Origin of the sequence: Kitasatospora sp. NPDC001527 (genome assembly GCF_040298605.1) — a bacterium.
GTDB lineage: Bacteria > Actinomycetota > Actinomycetes > Streptomycetales > Streptomycetaceae > Kitasatospora.
In genome coordinates this window covers 1-25917 of the sequence record NZ_JBEPAM010000059.1, presented here as the reverse complement: position 1 = coordinate 25917, position 25917 = coordinate 1, and the positions used below count along the sequence as shown (strand labels likewise).

Annotated in this window: 18 protein-coding genes; 9 read left to right on the top strand and 9 right to left on the bottom strand. The window is 74.5% G+C overall.

Features of this window, described 5'->3' with window-relative positions; translation table 11 throughout:
• Window positions 1-32 precede the first annotated feature (32 nt).
• Genes ABT238_RS34110 through ABT238_RS34080 form a run of 7 tightly spaced genes read left to right on the top strand, consistent with a single transcriptional unit; the run spans window position 33 to window position 8984 of the window.
• Window positions 33-1769 carry a class I adenylate-forming enzyme family protein gene (locus tag ABT238_RS34110; protein ID WP_350564385.1) on the top strand — a complete coding sequence of 579 codons (1737 nt, stop codon included), beginning with the start codon at window positions 33-35 and terminating at the stop codon, window positions 1767-1769.
• 7 nt (window positions 1770-1776) lie between these two features.
• A complete protein-coding gene (locus tag ABT238_RS34105; protein WP_350564387.1) occupies window positions 1777-3213 on the top strand; it encodes a KamA family radical SAM protein in 1437 nt (478 codons plus the stop codon).
• The gene (locus ABT238_RS34100; RefSeq protein WP_350803697.1) at window positions 3210-4265 is read left to right on the top strand and encodes an ATP-grasp domain-containing protein; all 1056 of its coding nucleotides are present in this window, start codon (window positions 3210-3212) and stop codon (window positions 4263-4265) included. Before ABT238_RS34105 ends, ABT238_RS34100 begins: the two co-directional genes overlap by 4 nt.
• Window positions 4262-5551 carry a phenylacetate--CoA ligase family protein gene (locus ABT238_RS34095; RefSeq protein ID WP_350564390.1) on the top strand — a complete coding sequence of 430 codons (1290 nt, stop codon included), beginning with the start codon at window positions 4262-4264 and terminating at the stop codon, window positions 5549-5551. The genes ABT238_RS34100 and ABT238_RS34095 overlap by 4 nt, the downstream gene beginning before the upstream one ends.
• Window positions 5548-6843 (top strand): MFS transporter, encoded by a 1296-nt coding sequence (locus tag ABT238_RS34090; RefSeq protein ID WP_350564392.1) that lies wholly within the window; start codon window positions 5548-5550, stop codon window positions 6841-6843. Before ABT238_RS34095 ends, ABT238_RS34090 begins: the two co-directional genes overlap by 4 nt.
• Window positions 6840-7709 (top strand): SDR family NAD(P)-dependent oxidoreductase, encoded by an 870-nt coding sequence (locus tag ABT238_RS34085; RefSeq protein ID WP_350803685.1) that lies wholly within the window; start codon window positions 6840-6842, stop codon window positions 7707-7709. The genes ABT238_RS34090 and ABT238_RS34085 overlap by 4 nt, the downstream gene beginning before the upstream one ends.
• A gap of 21 nt (window positions 7710-7730) precedes the next feature.
• Window positions 7731-8984: a phenylacetate--CoA ligase family protein gene (locus ABT238_RS34080; RefSeq protein ID WP_350803680.1), complete on the top strand. Its 1254-nt coding sequence runs from the start codon at window positions 7731-7733 to the stop codon at window positions 8982-8984.
• 42 nt (window positions 8985-9026) lie between these two features.
• Here ABT238_RS34080 and paaI read toward each other — a convergent pair whose 3' ends face one another.
• Both paaI and ABT238_RS34070 read right to left on the bottom strand, forming a co-directional pair.
• On the bottom strand, window positions 9027-9485 hold the full coding sequence (paaI, locus tag ABT238_RS34075; RefSeq protein ID WP_502891491.1) for a hydroxyphenylacetyl-CoA thioesterase PaaI: 459 nt from the start codon (window positions 9483-9485) through the stop codon (window positions 9027-9029).
• Window positions 9486-9625: 140 nt separating this feature from the next.
• The gene (locus tag ABT238_RS34070) at window positions 9626-11077 is read right to left on the bottom strand and encodes a WGR domain-containing protein (RefSeq protein WP_350564396.1); all 1452 of its coding nucleotides are present in this window, start codon (window positions 11075-11077) and stop codon (window positions 9626-9628) included.
• 255 nt (window positions 11078-11332) lie between these two features.
• Here ABT238_RS34070 and ABT238_RS34065 point away from each other — a divergent pair, with 255 nt between their 5' ends.
• A complete protein-coding gene (locus ABT238_RS34065; protein WP_350803672.1) occupies window positions 11333-14206 on the top strand; it encodes a thioesterase domain-containing protein in 2874 nt (957 codons plus the stop codon).
• A gap of 12 nt (window positions 14207-14218) precedes the next feature.
• Here the strand turns inward: ABT238_RS34065 and ABT238_RS34060 are convergent, their stop codons facing one another.
• The 7 genes from ABT238_RS34060 to ABT238_RS34030 form a co-directional block, all read right to left on the bottom strand.
• A complete protein-coding gene (locus tag ABT238_RS34060; protein WP_350803668.1) occupies window positions 14219-15319 on the bottom strand; it encodes a styrene monooxygenase/indole monooxygenase family protein in 1101 nt (366 codons plus the stop codon).
• 321 nt (window positions 15320-15640) lie between these two features.
• Window positions 15641-16669: a LacI family DNA-binding transcriptional regulator gene (locus ABT238_RS34055; protein WP_350803661.1), complete on the bottom strand. Its 1029-nt coding sequence runs from the start codon at window positions 16667-16669 to the stop codon at window positions 15641-15643.
• Window positions 16670-16713: 44 nt separating this feature from the next.
• Window positions 16714-18489, bottom strand: coding sequence for a glycoside hydrolase family 36 protein (locus ABT238_RS34050; RefSeq protein ID WP_350564404.1), 1776 nt, complete (start codon window positions 18487-18489; stop codon window positions 16714-16716).
• Window positions 18490-18497: 8 nt separating this feature from the next.
• Entirely contained in the window at window positions 18498-19397 is a 900-nt protein-coding gene (locus tag ABT238_RS34045; protein ID WP_350564406.1) for a carbohydrate ABC transporter permease, read from the bottom strand.
• Window positions 19394-20326: a carbohydrate ABC transporter permease gene (locus ABT238_RS34040; RefSeq protein ID WP_350803644.1), complete on the bottom strand. Its 933-nt coding sequence runs from the start codon at window positions 20324-20326 to the stop codon at window positions 19394-19396. The genes ABT238_RS34045 and ABT238_RS34040 overlap by 4 nt, the downstream gene beginning before the upstream one ends.
• Window positions 20327-20343: 17 nt before the next feature.
• The gene (locus tag ABT238_RS34035) at window positions 20344-21687 is read right to left on the bottom strand and encodes an ABC transporter substrate-binding protein (RefSeq protein ID WP_350564410.1); all 1344 of its coding nucleotides are present in this window, start codon (window positions 21685-21687) and stop codon (window positions 20344-20346) included.
• A 254-nt stretch (window positions 21688-21941) separates the two neighbouring features.
• Complete coding sequence (locus tag ABT238_RS34030; RefSeq protein ID WP_350803632.1) at window positions 21942-23105, bottom strand: aminotransferase class V-fold PLP-dependent enzyme; 1164 nt, start codon at window positions 23103-23105, stop codon at window positions 21942-21944.
• 356 nt (window positions 23106-23461) lie between these two features.
• Here ABT238_RS34030 and ABT238_RS34025 point away from each other — a divergent pair, with 356 nt between their 5' ends.
• Window positions 23462-25828, top strand: a complete 2367-nt coding sequence (locus ABT238_RS34025) for a collagenase (RefSeq protein WP_350564413.1) — start codon at window positions 23462-23464, stop codon at window positions 25826-25828.
• Window positions 25829-25917 lie beyond the last annotated feature (89 nt).

Sequence of the window (25917 nt, the reverse complement as noted above, 5' to 3'; positions counted from 1 at the left end):
AACCGCGGGCCACCCCCCTCTCAGGAGACGCCATGAGCGACCCGAGTTCCTCCCCGAGCACCACCGCGCCCGGCCCGGTCGCGCCGCTCGCCGCCCGCGAGCGGCTGATGGCCGAACCCGGCCTCGGCGCCGGCAACTTCCTCGACCACGCGATCGCCGTGAACCCGAACCGCGCGGTCCCCTTCGCCTACAGCCACCACACCGACCACCGCGGCGCCGTCGTGCTGCGCGGCCACAGCCTGCTCGACCTGGCCGCGCTGCGCGACCGCTACGCCGCCTGGTACCACGCCAACGGCGTGCGCCCCGGCGAGCCGGTCGCCGTGGTGATCGCCGAGGGCCTGGAGCCGCTGCTGCACTTCCTCGCGCTCACCGCGCTGGGCGCCGTCCCGGCCCTGGTCAACGACGCGATGCGGCACGACGTGATGGTCCGCTACCTCAACCACGTCGGCGTGGTCGGCGTGGTGGCCGACGACACCACCCGGCTCGCCGCCGCCTACCGCCAGGACCCGCAGCGCCGTCCCCGCTTCCTCGCGCTCGCCGCCGAGGTGCAGGCCTTCGACGCGGACGCCTCCGGCGGCCTGCCCGCCGCGTACCCCTACCGGCACGCGCCGGACGACGTGGTCGCGCTGATCCACTCCTCCGGGACCACCGGCACGCCCAAGTCCACCATGCTGGCGCACCGCCAGTTCTGGGACGGCAAGCAGCCCCGCATGGTCCGCTTCCCGGCCGAGCCGTACGACCGGCTGATGTCGCTGATGCCGCACACCCACGCCGGCGGCCTCAGCTACTTCCTCACCGCGACCCTGCTCGGCCTGCCGACCGTGGTGATGGCCGACTGGCGCCGCTCGGTGGTCGAGCCGGTGATGGAGGCCTTCCGGCCGACCATGGTCGCCTCCTTCCCGCGCACCTTCGTCGAACTCGCCACCGGGGACCTGCCGGTGAAGGGCGCCGCCAAGGTGCACTCCTGGTTCAACACCGGCGACAGCGCGCACTACGGGCACATCCGCCGGCTGGTGCGGCTCGGCGAGCGCCCGGCCGGACTGATCCGGCCCTGGCTGCTGCCGCAGGAGCGGGCCGACCAACCCGCCCTGCCCGGTTCGCAGTTCGTCGACGGCCTGGGCTCCTCCGAGATGGGCATGGCCCTGTTCGGCCAGGTCACCACGCCGGAGACGGTCCGCGACGACCGCTGCGTCGGCAAGCCGCTGGAGGTGGTGCGCCGGGCCGCCGTGCTGGACCAGGACGGCACTGAGGTGCCGGACGGCACGGTCGGGCTGCTGGCGGTCGACTCGCCCTCGCGCACCCCGGGCTACTGGAACAACGAGCGGCTGACCGCGAGCTTCGAGCTGGCCGGGTACTGGCTGACCGGGGACGTCGCCCGGCGCGACGCCGAGGGCCGGTTCTACCACCTGGACCGCACGGTGGACGTCATCGACACCGCGGCCGGCCCGGTCTACAGCCTGCCGATCGAGGAGGTGCTGCTCGCGGACTGCGCCGAGCTGGTCCGGGACTGCTCGGTGGTCGGCGTGCCCGGCGCCGCCGGCGAGGTTCAACGGCCCATCGCCGTCGTCCAGGTGCAGCAGGAGGCGGCGCAGGCCACCGAGGACGACGTCCTGGAGGCCGCCAACAAGGCGCTCGCGGAGACGGGACTGGCCGCGCTCGCCGCCGTCCGGATCGCCCGCACACCGGAGGAGTTCCCGCTCGGGCCCACCGGCAAGGTGCTCAAGCGCGAACTGCGCACCCGCTTCGCCACCCTCTTCACCGGCCAGTAGCCCCGGGATGGCCGACCACCCCGCGACCCAGGCGCCCCCCGCGCCGCCGCAGCCCTACCAGTACGTCCGCACGCCGCTGGTGGAGCCGGACTGGCGCCGGCTGCCCGGCTGGCGCGACGTGACCGGGGCGCAGTGGCGCGACGCCCAGTGGCAGCGCGCCCACTGCGTCAAGAACACCCGCCAACTGCGCGCCGTAGTCGGCGAGTTGCTGACACCCGAGGTCTACGAGCAGCTCGACGCCGACCAGGCGCGGTTCGCGACCATGCCGCTCCTGGTGCCGCCGCAGCTGCTCAACACCATCGCCGCGCAGGCCCCGACCACCCCCGAGGCGTACACCGCGGCCTTCCTGGCCGACCCGGTCCGCCGCTACATGCTGCCGGTGCACGCCGACCGGCTGCCGCAGTGGCCCAGCCACCCCAAGGCCGAGCGCGACTCGCTGCACGAGGCCGAGATGTGGGTGGTCGAGGGCCTCACCCACCGCTACCCCACCAAGGTGCTGGCCGAACTGGTCTCCACCTGCCCGCAGTACTGCGGGCACTGCACCCGGATGGACCTGGTCGGCACCTCCACCCCGCAGGTCGCCAAGACCCGGCTGGTGCTGCGGCCGGAGCACCGCCAGGAGCAGATGCTCGACTACCTCAAGCGCACCCCCGCCGTGCGCGACGTGGTGGTCTCCGGCGGGGACCTCGCCAACGTGCCCTGGCCGCAGCTGGAGTCCTTCCTGCGCCGGCTGCTGGAGCTGGAGTCGGTGCGCGACATCCGGCTCGCCAGCAAGGCGGTGGTCGGGCTGCCGCAGCACTGGCTGCAGCCGCGGGTCCTGGAGGGCGTGCACCGGGTGGCGACGCTCGCCGCCGGCCGGGCCGTCAACCTCGCCGTGCACACCCACGCCAACCACGTCCGCTCGGTGACCCCGCTGGTCGCCGAGGCCGCCCGGGCGCTGCTCGACGCGGGCGTGCGGGACGTGCGCAACCAGGGCGTGCTGATGCGACGGGTCAACGACACCCCCGAGGACCTGCTGGACCTCTGCTTCGCCCTCCAGGGCGAGGCGAACATCCTGCCGTACTACTTCTACCTCTGCGACATGATCCCCAACGCCGAGCACTGGCGGACCAGCCTGCACCAGGCGCAGCGCCTCCAGGAGGCGATCATGGGCTATCTGCCCGGCTACGCCACCCCGCGCCTGGTCTGCGACGTGCCGAGGCTCGGCAAGCGCTGGGTGCACCAGGTGGTGGCGTACGACCGCGAACGCGGCATCTCGTACTGGACGAAGAACTACCGCACCGGGCCGGAGGCCCGCGAGGCCGGCTCCGCCCCGGCCGGGCACGACGCGCTCGACCGCCTCCACCCCTACTACGACCCGGTGGACACCCTCCCCGACGCCGGCCGCCGCTGGTGGGCCGAGCGGGCCGGGCAGCCCGCACCCCAGGAAGGAGCAGCACGGTGAACCCCGCCGCCCCGCAGCACCCCGGTCCCGCCGCGCCCGATCCCGGCCCGCTGCGCCGGATGTGCTGGATCTTCCCCGACCGCGAGTCCACCCGGATGACCGCGACCTGGCGCCACTTCTTCTGGGACCTCTACGCCGAGGTGGCCGAGGAGCTGGGCCTCACCTGGTGCCGGCACGCTCCGGAGGCGGTCACCGTGGACGCCACCGACCCGGCCCGCCCGCTGGTGTACGTCGACGAGGAGCCGGTGACCCCGCAGGACACCCTGTTCATCACCGCGCTGTACTCGCTGCCGTACCAGTCGATGGACGTGTTCAACCAGTACGCGCTGTACGCGGTGCTGGAGCAGGCCGGCTTCTACCTGCCCTTCCCCCCGCACATCTCGCTGATCGGCAACGACAAGCTGGCCACCGTCCTGCACCTGGCCGACTCGCCGGTGCCGCCGATCCCGTCGATCCGCATCGGCACCGGCCGGGACATCGCCAAGCACCGGTACGAGGTGGCGCTCGACGGTCTGACCTACCCGGCGATCGTCAAGCCGGCCGGCTGGTGCGGCGGTGGCGGGATCAACCTGGCGCGCGGCCCGGAGGACATCCGGGGCCTGGCCAGCCTCGCCCAGGGCGGGGACACCACGCTGGTCGCCCAGCCCTACCTCGGCGACGGCACCGTGGACTACCGCGTCTACGTGATCGACGGCGAGCCGTACGCGGCGCTGCGGCGGGTGCCCGAGCCCGGCTCGCCGGTGGCCAACGCCAGCCGCGGCGGGACCATGGACTTCCCGCCCGTGCCGCCCGAACTGGCCGAGGCCACCGCGTACTTCGCGAAGAAGCTGGCGATCCCGTTCTTCTGCGTGGACTTCCTCCACGACGGCGAGCGGTACTGGTTCTCGGAGCTGGAGCCGGACGGCGTGATCGCCCCGGACTTCGACGACCCGGGGCGCGTCCTGCAACGCGACATCACCCGGGCCCGGTTCACCGCCTACCGCAACGCCCACGCCACCTGGCTCGCCGGTGGCACCCCGCAGCCCACCACCCCCCGATCGGAAGACCGATGACCGACGCCTTCTCCCTGCCGCCCGACGCGGCCGAGGCCCGACTCGCCGTCGCCACGGCGACCTTGGAGCGGCTGCGCACGGTGCCCGCGCTCGCCGGGCACTACACCGCCCACCCCGGCGCCGTCGGCACCCTCGACGCGCTGGCCGCGCTGCCGCCGCTGCTCAAGGACGACCTGAACGCCGCCCTCGCCCACCTGGAGCCGCGCTCCGACACCGCCGCCACCTGGCTGTTCCAGAGCGGCGGCTCCACCGGCGCGCCCAAGGTCGGCTACGCGCCCACCGGCTTCTACATGGCCGGCGTGCACGCCCACTGGCAGGCCCTGGAGCGCGAGGACGTGTTCGCCAACGCCTGGGGCGCGGGCCGGATGTGGGGCGCGCACTTCCTGGCCGCCGCGCTGGCCGACCGGGCCGGCTGCCGGGTGATCGCGCTCGGCTCGATCACCCGGGAGGAGTACCCGGACTGGCTGGCCTTCCTCGCCGACCGGGGCGTGACCGCGATCGGCGGCACCCCGAGCGTGCTGCGGCTGTGGTTCGCGCACGCCCGCGCCGCCGGGATCGAGCTGCCGGCCCTGCGCAAGGTGCTCTGGCTCGGCGAGGCCTGGCAGCCCCAGCTGGAGGAGGACCTCGCGGCCGTCGCGCCGCGGGCCCGCCGCTGGGGCATGTTCGGCTCCACCGAGACCTGGGTGGTCGCCACCAACACGCCCGACTGCCCCGCCGACACCTTCCACCCGCTGCCCGAGCAGCTGGTGCACGCGGGCCCGGACGGGCTGCTGGACTTCACCACCCTGAACCCGGAGATGCTCAACCCGGTGCTGCGCTACCGCACCGGCGACGCGGGCGAGCTGACCTCCTGCCCGTGCGGGCGGCCGGGCCGGGCGATGCGGGTGCTGGGGCGGCGCGACAACGTCGTCCAGGTGCGCGGCCTCGGGCTGCACGTGGACGAGCTGGTCGCCCGGGCGGAGGGCGCGCCCGGAGTCTCCCGGGCGCAGGTGGTGATCACCGAGGACGGCGGCCGGGCCACCGGCGTGGACGTGCTGCTGCTGGCCGACCCGGGCGCCGGGGTGGACACGGCGGCGCTGCGCGCCGGGCTGCTGGCCGACACCTTCACGCTGAGCACCGCCTTCCAGCACGACCCGGAGCACGTCACGGTCCGGGTCACGGACGCGCTGGTCGGCAACGACCGCACCGGCAAGACGGCCTCCTTCGTGGTCCGCGAGGCCGGGGTCCGCGAGGGCGTGGTCCGCGAGGCCTCTGTCGCTTCGCAGGCGCCCGGGGAGGCCTCGTGAAGCTGCGGCGGCCGGAGGACCTGGGCCGCGGCTTCAACCTGTTCTGGAGCGGCCAGACCATCAGCGTGGTCGGCGACCGGATCACCGTTTTCGTCGTCCCCACCCTGATGATCTTCGTCCTGCACGCCTCCGCCCTCCAGGTCGGCGTGGTGGCGATGGCCCAGTACCTCGGCATCCCGCTGCTCGGCCCGGTCGCCGGGGTGCTGGTCGACCGCTGGGACAAGCGCCGCACGATGCTCGTCTGCGACCTGCTGCGGCTGGCCGCCGTCCTGGTGATCCCGCTCGCCTACTGGCTGGACTTCCTCTCCACCGCGCTGCTGTTCGGCTGCGTGGCGGTGATCAGCGGCGCGACCATCTTCTTCAACGTCGGCTACCTGATCGCCGTCCCGGCCGTGGTCCCCGAGGACCGGATGGTGCGCGCCTACTCCCGGCTGGAGGGCAGCAACTCGGTCTCCGAGGTGGCCGGCCCCTCGATCGCCGCCGGCCTGTACAGCGCGCTCGGGGTGGGCGCGCTGGTGGTGGACGCGGCCAGCTACCTGGTGTCCGCCGCCTGCTTCCGCGCCATGCCGCCGTGGGGCGAGCGGACCGTCGTCGAGGGCACCGTGTGGGAGCGGCTGACGGCCGGCTTCCGGATGAACTGGGCCGACCCGGTGCTGCGCCGGGTGGTACTGGCGGCCGTCGTCCTCAACTCCGGCGGGCCGGTCTTCGTCACCGTGCTGCCGGTGCTCGCCTACCGGGGCCTCGGCGTGTCGGTCGGCGTGCTGGGCGCGGCCATGTCGGTCGGCGCGGTGGGCGCGCTGATCGGGGCCGTGGTCGCGCCCCGGATCAGCGGGCGCCTCGGCCTGGGCCGGACGCTGGCCTGGTCGCTGCTGCTGCACTGCCTGGTCGGCCTGGGCGTGCTGGCCGCGCCCGCGCTGCCCGCCGGGCCGGTGATCGCGGTGACCATGGGCTGCTACGGCTTCTTCATGTCCTGCATCAACGTGTGCAGCGCGCCCACCCGGCAGTCGCGGATGTCCGCCGAGCACCAGGGCGTGATGCACGCGGCGTTCCGCACCGTCACCTGGGGCGTGATCCCGCTCGCCGCGCTGGTCGGCGGCCTGGCCGTCACCGCGCTCACCGGGCCGCTGGGCATCCGGGACGCCGCGCGCTGGGTGATGGCCGGCGGCACGCTGCTGGCGGCCTGCTCCTTCCTGCCCGCGCTCGGCATCCAGCCCCGGCTGGACGCCGCCGCCCGCGAGCCGAAGGCCCAACCATCGGACACCGCACCGGAGTTGTCGGAGAGCGCGTCATGACGGCGAAGGACGTGCTGCTGATCACCGGCTGCTCCTCCGGCATCGGCCTGGCCACCGCGGTGGCCGCCGCCCGCGCCGGGTTCACCACCGTGGCCACCCTGCGCGATCCGGCCCGCGCCGACGCCCTGCTGAAGGCCGCCGAGCTGGCCGGGGTCACCCTGGACGTCCGCCGGCTGGACGTCACCGAACCGGCGTCCGTCGCCGCCTGCGTCGACGGCGTGGCCGCGACGTACGGGCGGCTGGACGCGGTGGTCAACAACGCCGGCGTCTCCAACTTCGACCCCACGCTGGAGATGTCCACCGACGCCGCGCTGCGGGCGAACCTGGAGGTGAACTTCTTCGGCGTGATCGCCGTCAGCCGCGCCGCCCTGCCGCTGCTGCGCGCCGCCGGCGGCCGGCTGGTCACCCTCGGCAGCGTGCACGGGGTGGTCGGCCAGCCGTTCAACGAGGCCTACTGCGCCGCCAAGTTCGCCGTCGAGGGCTTCATGGAGAGCCTCGCCCCGGTGGCCGCCGCGCACGGCGTACGGGTCTCCGTGGTCGTCCCCGGCTTCGTGCCCGACACGGCGTTCGGCGTCTTCCCGGACATCGACCGCCGCACCATCGCGGCCGCCTCCGGCCCGTACGCGCCGACCTTCGCCGACTACCTGGCCTGGGTCGGCGGCCAGGGCTGGGAGGCCGCCGGCCAGCCGGCCGCCGAGGTCGCCGAGGTGGTGGTGCGCACGCTGCGCGCCGAGCGGCCCGCCTTCCGCGTGCCCACCAACGCCTGGGCCGCCGGCCACCTGGCGCACAAGCTCGCCGACCCGGACGGCTCGGCCGTCCAGGCCCTCGCCCGCACCTGGATCGGCCGCGCCGACCAAACGAACTGATCACCCGTCAGGAGCCCCCGCATGCCCGCCAAACCCCTTGCCGAGCTGGTCGACTTCGCCCGCCGCAACTCGCCCTTCTACGCCGAGCTGTACCGGGACCTGCCGGCGCGCGTCGAGCACCTCGCCCAGCTGCCGCTGATCGAGCAGACCGCCTTCTGGGCCGCCAACTCCTGGCCGGACAACCGCCTGCTCACCGGCCCGCTGCTGGACGCCGGTGTCTACAAGACCGGCGGCACCACCGGCGTCCCCAAGTTCTCCCCGTGGACGCGCACCGAGCACGCCGACTCGGTCACCGCCTTCGGCGCGGGCCTGGTCCAGGCCGGCCTCAAGCCCGGCCACCGGGTCGCCAACCTGTTCTGGGCCGGCGAACTCTACGGCGGTTTCCTCTACATCGAGAACGCCCTGCACCACGCGCCGGTCGACAACGTCCGGCTGCCCGTCGGCGCCGCGCCCGACCCGTACGTGGCCGACCTGATCCACGACTTCGGTGTGGACGTGCTGGCCGGGGAGCCGATGAAGCTCAGCTCCGTCGCCGAGCACCTCGTCAAGCAGGGCCGGCCCGCCGAGCGGATCGAACTGCTGCTGTTCGGCGGGGACCTGCTCTTCGCCGACCTGCGGCCGATCCTCGCCCGGGCGTTCCCCAACGCGGCCGTCTCCTCGATCGGCTACGCCTCGGTGGACGCCGGTCTGGTCGGCGCGCCGGTGCCCGGCGACGACGTCCGGGTGCACGAGGCCTTCCCGAACCGCACCGTGGTGGAGCTGGTCGACGACGTGACCGGCGAGCCGGTCACCGGGCCCGGGGTGCCCGGCCGGGTGGTGGTCACCAACCTGTTCCGCACCCTGATGCCGATCCTGCGCTACCCGACCGGCGACCGCGCCGAGTGGGTCGACGTGGAGCGCGGGCGGTTCCGGCTGGTCGGCCGCTCCGCCGAGGGCGCCCGGGTCGGCACGGTGGCGATGCCGACCGAGGAGATCCGCGCCGTCCTGCTGGCCCACGACCCGGACCGGGTCATCTCCGGGATGCAGCTGGTGCAGCGGCGCTGGGAGGGCAAGGACGGGCTGATCCTGCGCCTGGGCTTCACCGAGGAGCCGCCGGCCGGCCTGGCCGAGCAGCTGGTCGAGGCGGTGTACAAGGCGCGTCCGCTCTACCCGGACGACGTGGCGGCCGGGGTGATCCACGACCTGGTGGTGGAGTGGGTGCCGCGCGCGGAGCTGGTCACCAACCCGCGCACCGGCAAGCTCCAGCAGGTCGTCGACGAGCGCCCGCCGGCCTGACACCCGCCCGGGCGGGGGGCTTCGCGGCCCCCTGCCCGGATGTCAGCGCGCGTGCGGCGTTCCGGCCAGCATCACGCTCTGGCCGCGGAATTCCGCGATCACCTTTTCCGCCGCATTCCGCACCGTCACGTCGTAAACACCGGTCCGCCCGGAACGCGTGCGTTCCACCGCCTCGGCCGTCAGTTCCTCCCCCACCGCGGCCGGCGCCAGGAAGGTCACCTGCGCGGCCTGGGCGACCGTCACCGGGCCGTAGCTGTTGCAGGCGTAGGAGAACGCCGCGTCGGCGAGCAGGAAGAGAAAGCCGCCGTGGGCGATGCCGTGCCCGTTCACCATGTGCGGGCCGACCGTCATCCGCATCACGGCCCGCCCGGTGGACACCTCGTCGAGCGCGATGCCCAGGCCCTGGCACGTCCGGTCGCGCTCGTACAGCGCGGCCATCCGGGAACTCGGCACGGCGGCCTCCGCCGAATCGGCGGAATCCGTGACGGCCGCGGTGTCCACGCTCATGACGCCCTGCTTTCCCCGGGAACAGCCCGAAACGTTCGGTGTGCCGTGCGTGCGTATTGCACCCGCATTACACCGAGGCCCGCGACGGGCTGTCAACGGTCAACAGGCGTGAACGGAAAGTCCGTCCGGGGAACTCAGAGCAGCCGCTTGATGTCCCCGCGGGCACGGTAGAACGAGCCGCTGCCGGACTCCAGCACCTCCGCCACCAGGTACCGCGCGCCCGCGACCCGGATGTCCTTCGGGAACTGCACCCGGCGCATCGGGTCGTAGCCCGGCGAGACCACCCGCACCCGCAGCCGGGTGCCGTCCTGCACGCACTCGACCTCGATGCCGCCCGCCGCGCCCGCCGAACCGACCGTCACCGACTCGATCGCGGTACCGGCCACCGCCGCCGTCCAGCCGCTGCCGTCCACCTCGGCGGCCTGCGGCAGCCGGCCCTCCTCGGCCGCCCGCACCGCCGCCTCGCTCGCGTCCAGGCAGACCAGCGAGCCGTCCGTGGTCACCAGGTAGAGCCGGCCGTCGCGGTACTGCATGCTGTACGCCGAGCCGCAGCCGGTCCCGAGCTTCCACAGCCGGGTGCCGTCCGCCGCGAAGCAGTACACCGAGGAGTGGTTGTCGCCCGCGAACACGTAGCGGCCGTCGGGCGAGGCCGCGCAGGAGAACACCGAGGCGTCGCAGCGGTAGCGGGCCACCTCGGAGCCGTCCGCCTTGCGCAGCCGGTGCACCGAGCCGCGCGAGGTGCCGGCGAACACCTCGTCCCGCTCCTGCCAGCCGAACAGCACCGCGCCGTCGGTGGCGGTGTGCCAGACCGGGGCGCCGCCGCGCGCGGCGTACCGGGCCACTCCGCGCGAGTGGCCGTGGTAGACGCCGTCGCTGTCGCAGCGCACCATCCAGCCCTGGTTGCCCTCGGCCGAGCGGCGCCACTGGAACTCGTCCTCGTGGTCGACGGTGGTGATCCCGCCGCGCGCGTCGGCCACGCCGAGCACGCCGTCGTGGATGTCCAGCCAGTAGATGTCGACGTCCTCGGCTATCTCGTACGCCACCCGCGGCACCTTGCCGCCCAGGTCGTACACCTTGCCGTCGTCGCACCCGGCGTAGATCCACCAGTCGTCGGCGACGATGCACTTGACGCCGTCCGGCAGGCCGTAGCGGCCGGTCACCTCACCGTCGTGGGTGAGCGTGTAGACGTCGCCGCGCTCGTTGCCGACCCAGGCGTGCTCCTCGCCGACGAAGATGCCGAACGCCGCCGCGCCGGAGCGGAAGCGCCACAGCACCGGCGCCTGGCGGGCCGTCGAACGGCTGCTGACGATCGCCCGGCGGGTCACCGCCCGGCGCTGGCGCACCCCGCGCACCGCCGGGGCGTAGCCCTTGCGGACCTTCTCGCCGATCTTCTTGGCCGCGGCCGACGCGGCCTTCTCCGCCGAGGGGTAGCCGGTGGTCCTGGTCTGACCGCTCTCACCGATCCGCCCGTAGGTGATGGTGACGTCCGCCCCGCTGACCAGGACCTCGTAGAACTTGTGCGCGCTGCCGCTGTCCTCGGACAGCTCCAGGTAGGTCGACTGCGCGTCGGTGGCGGTGGCTGACATGGCGTGGGCCCCTTCCGGGCACGGCGTGACGGGGGTGCGAGGCGCGGCGGGCGCGGAGCCCGGCGACACCTCAGAACCTAGCCGCCCGCACCGACAACGGGCCGACCGGGCCGACCGGGCGCGGGGTCTGCCCGAACGGACCTTCCGTTCCCGCCGGCCGCTCTGGGAGCATCGTCCGCTATCCGGTCACCAGGCACCGGGATCGGGCCTGCCCGCGCCGGGGAGCGCGGGCCACGGGGGCGGGGAGCGGAACGGATGCAGGACCTCGCGCCACCGCCCGCGTCCGGGCCGCGCACCGGACACCGGCCGGCCCGGTGGGTGCGCACCAGGCTGCGGGCCGCGCCCTGGACGGCGCTGCTGAACGCCGTACTGGTGTTCGCGGTCGTGCTGCTCGCCACCGGCCTGCCCCGCGGCATCGACCGCGCCGAGGACGCCGCCCTGCGCGACTTCCTGCGCGACCGCGGCATCGACGCCACCAGTCTGGTCACCCACGCCGCGCTCCGCCCGGGTGACGGCTCCGCCGACCTGGACGCCGTGGCCGGGCGGCTGCTGGCCCACACCGGCGGGGAGTTCCGCGTCTCGGCGGGCGGACCGGTCTACGGGGTGCGCGGCAGCCAGGTGCGGACCCTCACCGACCCGCAGCTGTCCCGGCCCGACGACGTGCCGCCGAACCTGGCCCTGCGCCACCTCGCCGGGCTCGCCGAGCACGCCGCCCTCGTCGACGGCCGGTGGCCCGCCCCCGTCCCCGCCGACCGGCCGCTGCAGATCGTGGTGTCGCAGGCCGGCGCCGAGAAGCTCAACCTCCGGATCGGCGACGTGCTCACCGAGGAGCCCGACCCCCGGTTCCGGCTGGGCCCGACCCCGGGGACCGAGGTGGTCGGCACCTTCCGCCCCCTCGACGAGGCCGACCCGTACTGGACGGACATCGCCTGCCTCACCCGGCCCTGCCTCAAGATCCCGGACACCTTCGAGCGGAAGCGCCGGTGGGAGGCCACCGGTCTGACCAGCGGCGACGACCTGGACCGCCTGCTCACCTGGGCGGGTGGCGGCCAGCTCTACTGGCGGCTGCCGATCGACCCGGACTCGCTGCGCGCCGACCGGCTGCCCGCGGCCGGTCGCGAGCTGGCGAGCTACCTGACCGGCCCCACCGCCGCCCGGATCACCACCGAGACCGGCCGCCCCGACCTGCGCACCTTCTCCACGCTGCCCGAACTGTTCGCCCTGGCCACCGCCCGCCGGGACGCCGCCGCGCCGCCGGCCGCGCTCGGCCCGGCCGGGCTCGCCGGCGACGTCGTGGTCGTGCTGTGCCTGGCCGCCGCGCTGGCCGCCGACCGGCGCGGCCCCGAACTCCTGCTGCTCCAGGCCCGCGGCGGCTCCCGCCGGGGCGTGCTGCGGCGGCTGCTCGGCGAGGGCGCCGCACTCGTACTGCCCGGCGCCGCGCTCGGGACGCTGCTCGCCCTCCTGCTGCTGCCCACCCCGCGCTGGGGCGCCGCCCTGCTCGCCGGGGTGACGGCCACCGGGTTCGCTCTGCTCGCCTTCCCTGCCCGCGCGCTGATGCTGCTCGGCCCGCGCGCCCGCGCGCGGGGAGGCGCGCGCGACGGTGGCGCGCGCCGGGTCGACGCACGCCGGGTGGTCGGCGAACTCGCCGTGCTCGCCGTCACCGCCGCCGCCGTGGTCGAGGTCCGCCGGCGCGGCGCCGCCCCGCCCGGCGCCGGCCTCGACCCGCTGCTGATCACCGCCCCGCTGCTGATCGCCCTCACCACCGGCCTGCTGCTCGCCCGGCTCCAGCCACCGCTGGTCGGCGCCCTCGCCCGGGCGGTCGGCCGGCGGCGCGGCGCGGCCGGCTTCCTCGGACTCGCCGGCGCCGCGCGGGGCAGCGGCGGCCGCCCGCGCCCCTCCACCCTGCCGATGCTCGCGCTGCTGCTCGCCGTCACCACGGCCGGGTTCGGCGCCGACGTGCTCGACGCCGTCGACACCGGCCGCGCCCGCGAGTCCCGGTACGCCACCGGCGGCGACGTCATGGTCAGCGCCCCCAAGGGCTACGGCCTGGCACCGTCCTTCGTCGAGGCGGCCGGCCCGCTGCCCGGCGTCAGGGCCGCCACCGCCGTCACCCTGCTGACCGACGCGGCCGTCCTGCGCCCCGGCCAACCCCACCTCACCATCAGCCTGGTGGTCGCCGACCCGCCGGCCTACGCGGAGATCTCCCGCTCCCTCGGCCGCGGCGCCTTCGACCCGGCGCGGCTCGCCGCCCCCGACGGCCCGCGGTGGCCGGACGGGCGCGAGGACCCCGTCCCCGCCCTCTACTCCCGCGGACTCCTCGACCTGCTCGGCGGCCACGCCGGGGCGGAGCGGATCTACCTCACCAGCACCGGCGAACTGCGCGCCCAGTACGCGGGCACCGTCGACGCCACCCCCGCGCTGCGCGACTCCACCCACCCGTTCATCGTCCTCCCGGCCGGCCCGGCCACCGCCCGGCTGCCCGAACTCCGCAACCACGGCTACTGGTTCGCCGTCGGCGACATCGACGAGGCGGCCGTCCGGCGGCTGGTGCACGACCTGCCGGTGCACCCGCTGATCGCCGACACCGCCCGGCTGAGCGGCGTCCCCTACGTCGGACCGAGCCCCGAGTCCGTCCCGGACGGCTACCTGGTGAAGACCGCCGCCGGCCTCACCGCCTCGCTCGCCGACGACCCCCTCCAGCGCGCCGCCAACCGGGTGTTCTGGGCCACCACCGCCGGCGCCGGCGCGTTCGCGCTGCTCGCCGCCCTGCTCACCCTGCTGCGCGCCGCCCCGGACCGGGCCGCCGTCCTCGCCCGCCTGCGCACCATGGGCCTGCGCCCGCGCCAGGGCCTGGCGCTGATCCTGGTCGAGACCCTGCCGCAGACCCTCCTCGCGGCGGCCGGCGGCGCGCTCGCCTCGCTCGCCGCCGTCCTCCTGCTCGGCCCGGCCCTCGACCTGTCCGCCCTGCTCGGCACCCGGGTTCCGCCCGGCCTCCCGCTGCGCCCCGCCGCCGTCCTGCCCCCGGCCCTCGCCCTCACCGCCCTGGTCGCGGCCGGCGTCCTCGGCGAGGCCCTGCTGACCGGCCGCCGCCAGATCACCACCGACCTACGGGTGGGCGACGCGCCCTGAGCGCCCGGCAGCTCAGCCGCCCACCGAGGCCAGATACGCGCCGGTCAGCTCCGGCGTGGCGAGCCAGGCGGCGTGGTCGGCGGGCTCGGCATAGGTGTTGGCGAGACGCCGGGCCACCTCCTCGTGCTCCGCGGCGGCCGCGAACACCGCCTGGAGGTGGTCCGGCATCGTCAGCAGCGCCGCCGTCAACGCCACGCCGTGGCGGGCGTGCCGCTCCCAGAACTCCTCGAAGACCCCGGTCATCCACTCCGCGGTGAACGGGCCGTCCCCGTGGTCGACGACCGCCCGCAGGTACGCCTCCGCCGCCCGGGCCGCGCTGTTCGCGCCCTGACCGGTGATCGGATCATTGACCACCACCGCGTCCCCGATCCCCAATACCGCGATCCCGCCGCCGAGTTCGGCCACCGGTCGGCGCACCACCGGCGTGAGCGCGCCGTACAGCGACCCACCGGCGTCGGTGGGCTCGGCCCCGGCCCACAGCTCCGCCTCCCAGGGCAGGTAGGCGCCCATCAACTCCCGCATCCGCTTCAGCTGTTCATCTCCCCCCGGCCGATCACCGAAGCAGTCGAACGCACTGCCCGGCACCGCCTCCCAGAGCAGGATGTCGCACCGCCCCGACAGCGTCAGCGCTGGCTGGAGGTACAACTCCCCCACCCCGGGCACCGCGTGCATCCGCGCCCGCGGCCCGGCCGCCGGATCGGGCGCCCCCACCCCGTGCGCGTACAGCGCCGCCAGCCGCCGCTGCGGCGCGTCGAACGGCGAACGGGCGGCGTCGCGTTCGAAGATCCCGGCCAGCTCGCCGCGCCCCGCCGCGACCACCGTCAGCTCGTGCGCCGCCGCCAGCTCCCGCAGCCCGGCCAGGTCCAGCTCCCGGTACTCCACCCGCCCGCCGCGCTCCTCCACCAGCTCCAGCCAGCGCGCCATCTTCAGCCGCTGGTCCACCGACTGCGCCGGCTCGTCCAGCGTCATGGTGAACTCCAGCGCCCGCACCCCGGGTTCGGGCACCAGCACGGCATCCACCGACCGCACCCCGGGCGCCTCCCGCTCCCACAGGTCCAGCCCCGCCGCCCGCTCCACCCGCAACGCCGGCCCGAACATCGCCTGCGTCGACATCACCCGCCCACCCCGCACCTGAGCCGGCGTCCGCGCCGCGACCACCGTCACCTCGTACCCGCCCACCCCCAACAACCCCAGCGCCACCTGCAACCCCGCCTGCCCCGCCCCCACCACCGCGATCCGCCGCACAGCACACCCTCCGCTTCCTTCACAGCTGTCATGACGCTCCGCCAGTTCTACCTCCTCCCCGAGCGGCGGGCCAGACAACACCGGCGGCCCCACCGGAAGTGGTGGGGCCGCCGAATGTCCAGGCCTACGGAAGCACCAGGGCATCGCGGCCGAACCGCTCCGACCACCTGGAGAACGGGCGGGCCGCCGTCAGTCGCGCGGCAGCGGGTGGGAGGAGCTGGGGCGGACGATCAGTTCGGCGGGGAGTTCGACGCCCTCGGTGGGGGTGGGTTCGCCGCGGACCTGGGTGAGGAGGCGGGTGACCAGAGCGGTGGCGATGGGGCGCAGCGGCAGGCGCAGGGAGGTGAGGGGCGGGCGCAGGTGGCGGGCGAGAGGGGTGTCGTGGAAGCCGGTGACGGCGAGGTCGCGGCCGATGTGCAGGCCCTCGGTGCGGGCGGCCTCGTAGATGTCGAGGGCGGCGAGGTCGTTGTCGGCGGCGAGGGCGGTGGGGCGGTCGGGGGCGCGCAGCAGGGTGCGGAGGTCACCGTCGGCGGGCGGGGGGACGAGGGTGAGGCCGAGGCGGTCGGCCTCGCGCCGGAAGCCCTCGCGGCGGGCGGCCAGCCAGGGGAGGGGCCCGGGGGCGCCGACGAAGGCGACCCGGCGGTGGCCGCGGTCGGCGAGGTGGCGGGCGGCGTCGGCGGTGGCGGCCGCGTTGTCGATGTCGACCCAGTGCGGCGGCAGGCCGGGGCCGGTGCGGCCGAAGGCGGCGAAGGGGATGCCGAGGCGGGCGGCGTGGGCGGCGCGCGCGTCGTCGGGCAGGACGTCGGCGAGGATCAGTCCGTCGACCTGGCGGGCGGCCGTCACGGCGTCGATCACCGCCCGGGCGTGCCGCTCCCCCGCCGCCGGGCGCAGCAGCAGCACGTGGTGGCCCTCGGCGCCGGCGGCGTCGACGAGGGCTTCGAGGAAGCCGGCCATCAGCGGGTTGGGGTCGTGCGGGTCGTCGACGGGGGCGAGGTAGCCGATGGTGCGGCGCTCGCCGGTGCGCAGCGAGCGGGCGGACTGGTCGGGCCGGTAGCCGAGCCGGTCGATGGCGGCGGTGACCCGGGCGAGGGTGTCGGGGTGGACGCGGTGCGGGGCGTTGAGGGTGTTGGAGACGGTCTGCCGGGACACCCCGGCCGCGCGGGCGACGTCCGCGACGGTGGTGGCGCGGCGGGCCGGGCGCGGGGCCGGGGTGGTCATCGGCACTCCCTGGACGAGGACGGGCCGGGGTGGCGGGCGGACCCTCAGATCCGGCGGAGGGTCAGCAGGCCGCCCCGGGGGACGTGGACGGTGGCCCCGCCGTCGAGGTCGACGGTCGAGGTGCCGACGGTGCGGCCGCGGGCGTCCTGGACGGTGGCCTCCGCGCTGCCGTGGCCGCCGGCCAGGCGGACGTCCGGGTCGGCGTCGGCGTTGGCGACCAGCAGCGTACGCCACGTGCCCGCGGCGGCCACCGGCAGCGCCGCGTAGCGGGCGACGACGACCTCGCCCTCGCCGACCGCCGTGACCATCGGGTAGCCGAGGTCCGGGCGGGCCGGGCGCAGCGCGCCGAGCTGCAGGGTGTCGACGTGCGCGCGGGCGACGCCCAGCCAGAAGGCGAGCGCCTCCCGCTGGCCGGCGTCCTGCGCGGCGAGGTCGACGGAGATCTGCGGCACTCCGAACAGGACGTTGATCAGGTGGCAGGCGACCTGCTCGGCCGGTTCGGCGGGGTGCCACATCAGCATGTCGGAGTGGACCGCGAGCGGCCCGGCGATCAGCCGGGTGTCGACGATCCGCTGCCGGTTCTCGTGCGGGCTGAGCGGGCAGTCGGTGGCCCGGACCATGGTGGCGTAGGGCCACAGGCCGGGGCTGACGTAGGGCTGGCGGTGCTCGATCATCGCCTCGGGGCGGGCGGCGTCGACCCGGCGGCGGATCTCGCCGAGCAGCAGGTGCAGGCCCTCGTCGACGGTGGCGCAGTCGGCCTCGGGACCGGGGGCGGGCGGGTCCTGGACGCCGAACCAGTCGATGAAGTCCACCTTGAGCCCGTCCATGCCCCACTCCTCGGCGGCGCGGGCGAGCCGGTCGGCGAGGTGGGCGCGGACCTGCGGGTAGCGGGGGTCGACGACGACGGCGCCGAGGTGGCCGGCGTCGGCGAGGGCGAAGCGGGAGAGGCTGTCCCAGGCGGCGCTGTCCTTGCCGATGAAGGGCAGGGCGTACCAGAGGAGGTAGCGCACGCCGAGGTCGTGGACGCGGGCGACGTGGGCGGCGGTGTCGGGCAGCGAGTGGGGTTCCCAGTCGCCGCAGTGGGCGTAGCCGCGGGTGCGGTCGGTGGTCATCCAGCCGTCGTCGACGATGATCACGTCGAGGCCGAGGTCCTTGCCGAGGGCGGCCTGGCGTTCGACGGCCTCGGGGGTGATGTTCTGGTGCAGGGAGTACCAGGTGGAGTAGGCGGGCAGCCGGGCGGCGTCGGGGACGTGCGCCGGGCGCTCGGCCCCGGCGGCCCACCAGTCGGCGAGGTCGGCGAGGCTGTGGGCGAAGTGGCGTCCGGAGGCGTCGACGCGGACGGTGAGCCGTCCGGCGGCCTGGACCCAGAAGCGGTACTCGCCGGTCTCCTCGACGACGCCGGCGCCGGCCAGCGCCTCCTCGCGGTCGGCGGCGAACGCGCACAGCGTGGTGTCACCGGTGCCGACCAGGGCGGCGACGGGGGCGCCGCGGGAGAGGGTGGTGCGGCGCGGGGCGCTCCAGGCGGCGGGCAGCCAGCCGGTGCCGCGCGGTTCGGGGGTCCAGAACGAGGTGGCGTCGGTGCACGGGACGCGCCATTCGATCCGGACGTCGCCGGTGCCGTCGGGGCCGTCCGGGTCCTCGGCGGTGATCTCGACGACGTCCGCGGCGACGGTGCGCACGCTCGCGGTTCCGGTGACCAGCAGTTCCAGCCGGCCGGCGGCGAGGCCGGGCACGGCGAGCGGACGCGGGCGGGCGGTGGTGGCGGCGGCGTGCGGTTCCCAGATCTCCGCGGCCGCCGTGCCCTCGGCGTTCTCCGTCATGGTTCGGTTCAGCCCTTCGTGGCGCCGGCCAACAGGCCGGAGATGAACTGCCGCTGGAGGACCAGGAAGAGGACCATCATCGGCAGGGTGGACACTGCGGTTCCGGCGAGGATCAGGCCGTAGTCGGTGTTGCTCTTCATGCCCTGGAGGGTCGCGAGCGCGACCGGCAGGGTGTGCATCTCGGGAGAGCGCAGGGCGATCAGCGGCCAGACGAAGTTGTTCCAGGAGCCGAGGAACAGGAAGATCCCCAGGGCGGCGAGCACCGGCCGCATGACCGGGACGACGACGCCGAACAGCACCCGCACCTCGCCGGCGCCGTCGACCCGGGCGGCGTCGAGGAGTTCGTCGGGCATGCTGGCGAGCGACTGGCGCATCAGGAAGATGGCGAACGGCACGCACAGGCCGGGCAGGATCAGGCCCTGGTAGCTGTCGAGCAGGCCGAAGGACATCATCATCTTGAACAGCGGGACGAGCATCACCTGGTCGGGGACGACCAGCGTCGACAGCAGCAGCGCGAACAGCGCCGTGCGGCCGCGGAAGCGGAACTTGGCGAAGGCGTAGCCGGCGAGCAGCGCCACGACGAGCGCGCCGACGGTCTGGATCCCGGACACCAGGAGCGAGTTGAGCACGACCCGGCCGATGCCCACCCGGTCCTGGAGGTGCTGGAGGTTCTCGCCGAGGTGGGAGCCGGGCAGCAGGTGGGGCGGCCAGTCGAAGATCTCGTTGTCGCTGTGGGTGGCGGAGATCACCAGCCAGTAGAACGGGGCGACGGACAGGCCGGTGACGGCGGCGAGCAGCAGCGTCATCGGCCAGCCGCGCAGCCGGCGGCGGACCGAGGGGCCCGTGGGCTTCGCGGGTGTCACGGACGCCGCCGGCGGAGCGGGCGCGGTGGAGGCGGCCGAGGTCATTCGCGTTCTCCCATCAGGCGCATCTGGACCGCGCCGAGCACCGCGACGATCAGGGTGAGGGCGTAGGCGATGGCGGAGGCGTAGCCGAAGTCGAAGTAGCGGAAGCCGTTGTCGTACAGGTACATCGACACGGTGAGGGTGGCGTTGTCGGGGCCGCCGCGGGTGAGGACGTACGGTTCGTCGAACAGTTGGAGGGTGCCGATGGTGGAGAGCACCACGGTGAACAGCACCACCGGCCGCAGCGCGGGCAGGGTGACGGAGAGGAACCGGCGCACCGGTCCGGCGCCGTCGACCATCGCGGCCTCGTACAGCTCCTTGGGGATGCCCTGCAGTCCGGCCAGGTAGATGACGGCGTTGTAGCCGGTGTAGTGCCAGGTCAGGACGAGGACGATGGCCATCTGGGACCAGAAGCCGTCGCCGAGCCAGTTGACGGCGGGCAGCCCGATCGAGCCGAGCGCCTTGTTGACGGCGCCGTTGTCGGTGTTGAGCAGGAAGGCAAAGAGCACGCCGGTGGCGACCAGGCCGGTGACGGAGGGCATGAAGACGCCGAGCCGCCACACGGTGCGCCAGCGGACCAGGGCCGTGTTGAGGCCGACCGCCAGCAGCAGGCCGAGCGCGAGCATCACCGGGACCTGCACGACGAGGATCCGGGCGGTGTTGCCGAGCGCCGTCCAGAACAGCGGATCGTCCATCAGCCGGCGGTAGTTGGCGAGGCCGGCGCTGTGGGTCTCGCTGCCGGCGCCGGCCGTCAGCGAGAGCAGCATCGAGGAGACGATGGGGTAGGCCTTGAAGACTCCGAAGAGCACCAGGGCGGGTGCGAGCAGCAGGTAGGGCACGGCCCGGCGGCGCAGCCGGGCGCGTCGGAGCCGGGCCCCGCTGAGCGGGGCGCCGTCGTGCGGGGTTCTGCCGGGCGGGGTTCGGCCCGCCACCGAGGGGACGGTGGCCGTCACTTGAGCTTGCGCCCGGTCTGCTGGGCGAGCTGCTTGGCAGCCTCCTGGAGCGCCTCGGCCGGGTCGGCGCCCTTGGTCAGCACCTTGCTCTGGGCGTCGCTGACGAGCTTGAGCGCGCGGGCGAAGTCACCGGAGTAGTTGGTGGCGTCGCCGCCCTCGGCGAGCAGTTCGGTGAAGGTCTTCAGGACCGGCTGGCCGCCGTAGTAGGCGCTCGGCTCGCTGTAGACCGGGTCCTGATAGGCGGCGGTGAGCGCGGGGAAGACGCTGCCGGCCTTGAACATCGCGTTGACGGCGTCGGCCCGGGTGAGCGCGTACTCGACGAACTTCCAGGCGGCGGTGCGGCGCGGGCTGGAGGCGGCGACGGCGAGGTGGGTGGTGTTGACCAGGGCGGTGCGCTTGCCGCCGGGGGTGACGGCCGGGGGTCGGGTGAGCCGCCAGTTGCCGCTGTGCTCGGGGAACTTGGTCTCGATGAAGTGTGCCGCCCAGGAGGGCTGCGCACCGGCGCCGAGCTTGCCCTCCTTCATCTGGGCGCGCCAGACGGTGGAGCCGGGGGTCTCCAGGACGAGACCGGCGTCGTTGAGGCGCTTGACGATGGTGAGGGCGCGGACGCACTCGGGCGAGGTGAGGGTGATGTCGCCCTTCAGGTCGAAGAAGAACGCGCCCTGCTGCTGCATGAGGGCCTGCAGGAAGTCCACGTCGGGGCCGGGGGTGCCGGTCCGGTTGAGGCCGACCAGGCCGACGCCGGGGTTGGCCGCCTTGAAGGCGTCGGCGGCGGCGATCACGTCGTCCCAGGTGGCGAAGGTGGTCGGGTCGAGGTTGGCCTTGTCGAACATGTCCTTGCGGTAGAAGAAGCCCTGGGCGTTGACCTCCCAGGGCAGGGCTCGGGCTCGTCCGTCCTTGTCGGTGACGACCGGCCACAGGCCGGGGGTGAACTTGTCCTTGTGGGCGTCGGCGCCGAGGGCGGAGAGGTCGGCGAGGCCGTTGGGGAACTTCTCCAGGTAGCCGGGCAGGTAGTCGCAGCCGATGTGCAGGACGTCGGCGAGGCCCTGTCCGCCGGCCGCCAGGCCGACGGTGATCTTGTCCCAGATGGCCGGGTTGCCGACGTCCTGGACGTCGACCTTGATGCCGGGGTTGTCCTTCTCGAAGGCGGGGACGACGCCGCGCAGGGCCTCGGCGGCGTTGGTCCAGGACCAGACGGTGATGGTTCCGGTGGCGGCGTCTCCGCCGGAGGAGCCGGAGCCGTTGGAGCCGCCGCAGGCGGAGAGGGCTCCGCCGGCGGCCATGGCCAGGAGTCCGGCGCCAGAGGCGCGCAGCAGGTCGCGGCGAGTGAGGTGTGACATGGCAAGCCTTTCCGAGGGGGGTCGTCGAAGGGCGGGGATGTCAGGACGTCAGGACGTCAGGGTGACGCGGGTGGTGCGGGGTGACGCTGGTGGGTGGTCCAGGTCGTGCGGGTGGCGCGGGTGGCGCGGGTAGTGCGCGGTGACGCCGGTGGGTCCGGGTGACGCGGGTCGCGCGGGCGGTTCTGGGTGGCGCGGGCGACGTGGGGTGGCACGGCCGCGACCGGGTGGCGCGGTGGGTGCCGCGCGGGGCGCGCTCAGGCGGCGCGGACCTCGCGGCGGAGCCGGCCGAGCGTCTCGGCGAGCGGCTCGGCGGCCTCGGGGCGGGTGCTGGCGTGCGGCGACAGCCGGATCCAGCCGTTGCGCAGGGTGGTGGCCAGGCCGGCCGAGGTCAGCGCGCGGTGCACGGCCTCGGGGTCGGCGCCGGGCAGCCGCAGCCGGCCGATGCCGCTGCCGGCACCGGCACCGCTGTCGCCGCCGTCGCCGGGCGCGGGGCCGTCCGGCCCGCCGTCGGTCTCGGCGCCGGCGCCGCGGGCGGCCGCGAGCAGTTCCCCGAGCACCTCGCCGATCCGGGCCTCGATCCGGCCGGCGCCGGTGTCCCGCACCAGCGCGAGCGCCGCGCCCAGCGCGGCGACGGCGGGACCGTCCGGGTTGGTGAGGGTGTGGGCGACGGCGCCGGGCCGGGGCGGGCACGGGTGGGCGGGGGCCTCGACCGGGTCGAGGACGCCGGACCAGCCGCCGAGTCCGGGCCCGAGCCGCCCGGCGACCCGGTCGCGGACCATCAGCACGGCCGCGCCCCAGCCGGCCCGCAGCCACTTCTGGCCGCCGGAGGCGAGCACGTCGGCCGCGTCGGCGTCGAAGTCGACGGCGCCGAGGGCCTGCACGGCGTCCACCACCAGCACCCGGTCCGGGCCGATCAGCTCCTTGATCCCGGCCAGCGGTGCCCGGAAGCCGGTGGCGGCGTCCACCGCGCAGACCGCGACGGCGCGCACCCGGTCGTCGAGGTGGGCGCGGACGCTGTCGACGGTGAGCGGGCCGTCGAGCTGGCGCACCGCCAGTCCGCCGTGCTCGGCGGCGCGAAGCCACGGGTAGATCGCGCCGGGGAAGTCGGTGCGGGCCACCAGCACCGTCCCGTCGGCGCCCTCCGGGGTGCGGGTGAAGGCGTGGGCCGCGGCGAAGAGCCCGTGCGAGGTGGAGCTCACGAAGGCGATCTCGTGCGGCGCGCAGCCGAGCAGTTCGCCCGCCGTCCGGGCGGCCGCCACCGCTTCCGCGTCCAGGCGTTCGAGCGCGGCCCAGCCGCGGCGGTGGAGCCGGTCGGCCTCGCGGACGAGCACCCGGCGCACCGGTTCCGAGACCGGCCCGAACCGCGCGAAGTCCAGGTAGCCGAACGGTTCGGCGAACTGCGTCAGGTAGTCACGCATGACCCTCCCCCACCTATGGGGCGATTTGAACGTTCAAATCACACACAAACAAACAGAACCGATCACTGTCGAACGAGCGGGAGCCAGCAAACGCCTGTCGGCAAGTCCGCGTCAAGACCCGTGCGGCGAGTCGGGCCCGGTCGAGACCCTCTCGTTACCCGGGCCGAGACCTGGGCGTTTACCCTCTTGCGCAATGCAATTTGACATTACTATTTTACTGACCGGTGGGTCGAGCACCTCCACGCCGACCCACCGAGCCTTCAACTCCCACGCGCTTCTGCGGCCTTGGTGCTCCCCACGCCCTCGGTCCGATTGCCACGCCCAGCACCGCGCACCCCCACCCCACTGGAGAACCGGTGTCAGCCACCCCACGTCTGCGCTCAGTCCTGCTCTCGGCGGCCCTCGCCGTCACCCTCGCGGCCCCGCTCGTGCAGAGCGCCCGGGCCGCCACGCCCGCCGCCGCGCCGACCGCCTCCAGCCCCGCGATCGCCGCCCCCTCCGCCTTCGGCGAGACCGCCCACCCGGCCGGCCCGGCGGGCGACGTCGCCCACGGGAACACCGGCACCGGCCTCCCCGGCCCCCAGGGCGCACCGGGCAACGAGACCCGGCAGCCGACGACGACCGCCGGGCAGCCGGTCGCCGACCCGTCGGACCTCACCACCGCGACCGCCGCGCCGGCCCCGCTCGCCGCCGACGCGAGCTGTACCGTCGCCTCCTTCACCGCCCTGTCCCCCACCGCGCTGGCCGACTTCCTCACGGACCCGGCGCACTCCTACGAGGGCTGCCTGCTCCCGCTGCTGCGCGACTGGCACCCCGAGTTCACCAAGGTCCTCACCCCGGCCCACGTGCGCGCCGTCGCCGAGCGGATCACCGCCCTCGCGCCGCGCTTCGACAGCGCCAACACCCTCCACCAGCAGGAACTCTGGTACTTCCTGCACGTCGCCGTCCTGTTCGACTTCGACCACGCCGAACTCGACATCAACGACGACACCACCACGGCCGCGATCGAGCGCGCGATCGCCGCCTACACCGCCAACCCCCGGGCGTTCGACCCGACCGAGGCCGCCGGCAACGCCATGGGCGAACTGCTGCAGACCTCCACCGCCCCCAAGCTCCGCCCCGGCCGCCTCCCGCTCACCGAGCGGGTGCTGCGCCAGGTCGCGGACGCCTCCAGCCCGTACATCGGCAACCGGGGCTGGAACTGGGCCCTGCAGAGCTCGCTGCAGATCAACTTCCAGGGCGTCAACAACGTCGTCGAGGACGGCGGCGCCTTCCAGGCCGCCGCCACCGCCAACCCCGGCTACCGGCAGGCGATCCGCGCCTTCTCCTCCTACACCCACCTCAAGGGCACCGGGACGGAGTGGGCCGTCGGCGACGCCATGCTGGAGTACGCCCGCCTGGCCACCGTGGACGCGCTCAAGCCCGCGATGAAGGCCGACGTCGGCGAGGTCATCACCACCCTGCGCGACAACTTCGGCCGGCTCAGCCGCCCATGGCTCAACGTCGCCGTGCCGGTCAACGACTTCGGCATCTGCCAGGCGTACGACGCCTGCCGCGCCGACCTGATCCGGCACTACTTCCCGAACACCTACAGCTACGACAACGGCACCCTGGTCATCCGCACCGCCCTCGACAAGGCCACCGCCGACCAGCTCTACTACGCCACCAAGCAGGTCAAGGCCCAGTTCTTCCGCACCATCGGCACCGACCAGCCGCTCGCCGAGGACACCCACCCCGTCCTCACCGTGCAGCTGTACGACACCAAGACCAACTACCAGCTGCTCCAGTACCTGCTGTTCGGCATCGGCGACGTCGCCAACGGTGGCATGTTCATGGAGGCGGACTCCACCTTCTACACCTACCAGCGCACCACCCAGGAGTCGTACTTCAGCCTGGAGGAGCTCTTCCGGCACGAGTACACCCACTACCTGAACGCCCGCTGGGCCATCCCCGAGACCGGCTACACCACGCGCTGGCCGAGCGACGCCACCTTCGCGATGAACGAGGGCACCGCCGAGTACTTCGCCGGCGCCACCGCCAAGGACGGCGTCAAGGCCCGCAAGTACATGGTCCGCCAGATCGCCTGGGACGACCGCGACGGCACCCCGCGGCTGACCGTCGACCAGATCCTGCACGCCTCCTGGAGCACCCTGGGCTTCCGCGTCTACCCGTACGCGGCCACCTTCTTCAACCTGCTCGGCGAGCGCCACCCCGACCGGTTCGCCGAGATGTACCGCCTGCTGCGCGCCGACGACCTCGACGGCTACAACGCCTGGCGCGACCGCCTCGGCAAGGACGCCGCCCTCCAGCGCGAGTACACCGCCTACCTCGACGCCGAGGTCCCGCGCGCCGACGACCTCTACGTGCCGGCCACCTCCTACACCCCCAACTCCCAGCTGAACTACGCCTGGGCCTCCGAGGTGCAGGACGCCTTCGCCCGCGCCACCCAGAACACCCCGGTCTGCAAGGACAACGCCGACTGGAACAACAGCATGCGCTTCACCTGCACCGGCCGGATCACCGCCAACCTCACCAACTCCCTGAGCGCCGGCCAGATCCGCGAGTCGATGGGCGACACCGTCGACTACTTCCTGCTCACCCGCGCCGGCACGGCCGCCAACAACCTCGCCGACATGAACTGCTGGTTCGGCCAGGTCGAGATCTGGCCCAACGGCCGCGCCGGCAGCGCCGACTACACCTGCGAGGGACCGCTCCGCCGCTGACCGCACCACCCACGGGGCAGGGAACCGGGCCGCCCCCACCCGCCCGGTTCCCCCCGGGGTGCGGGCGGGCCGCCCCACCCCCCGGCGCC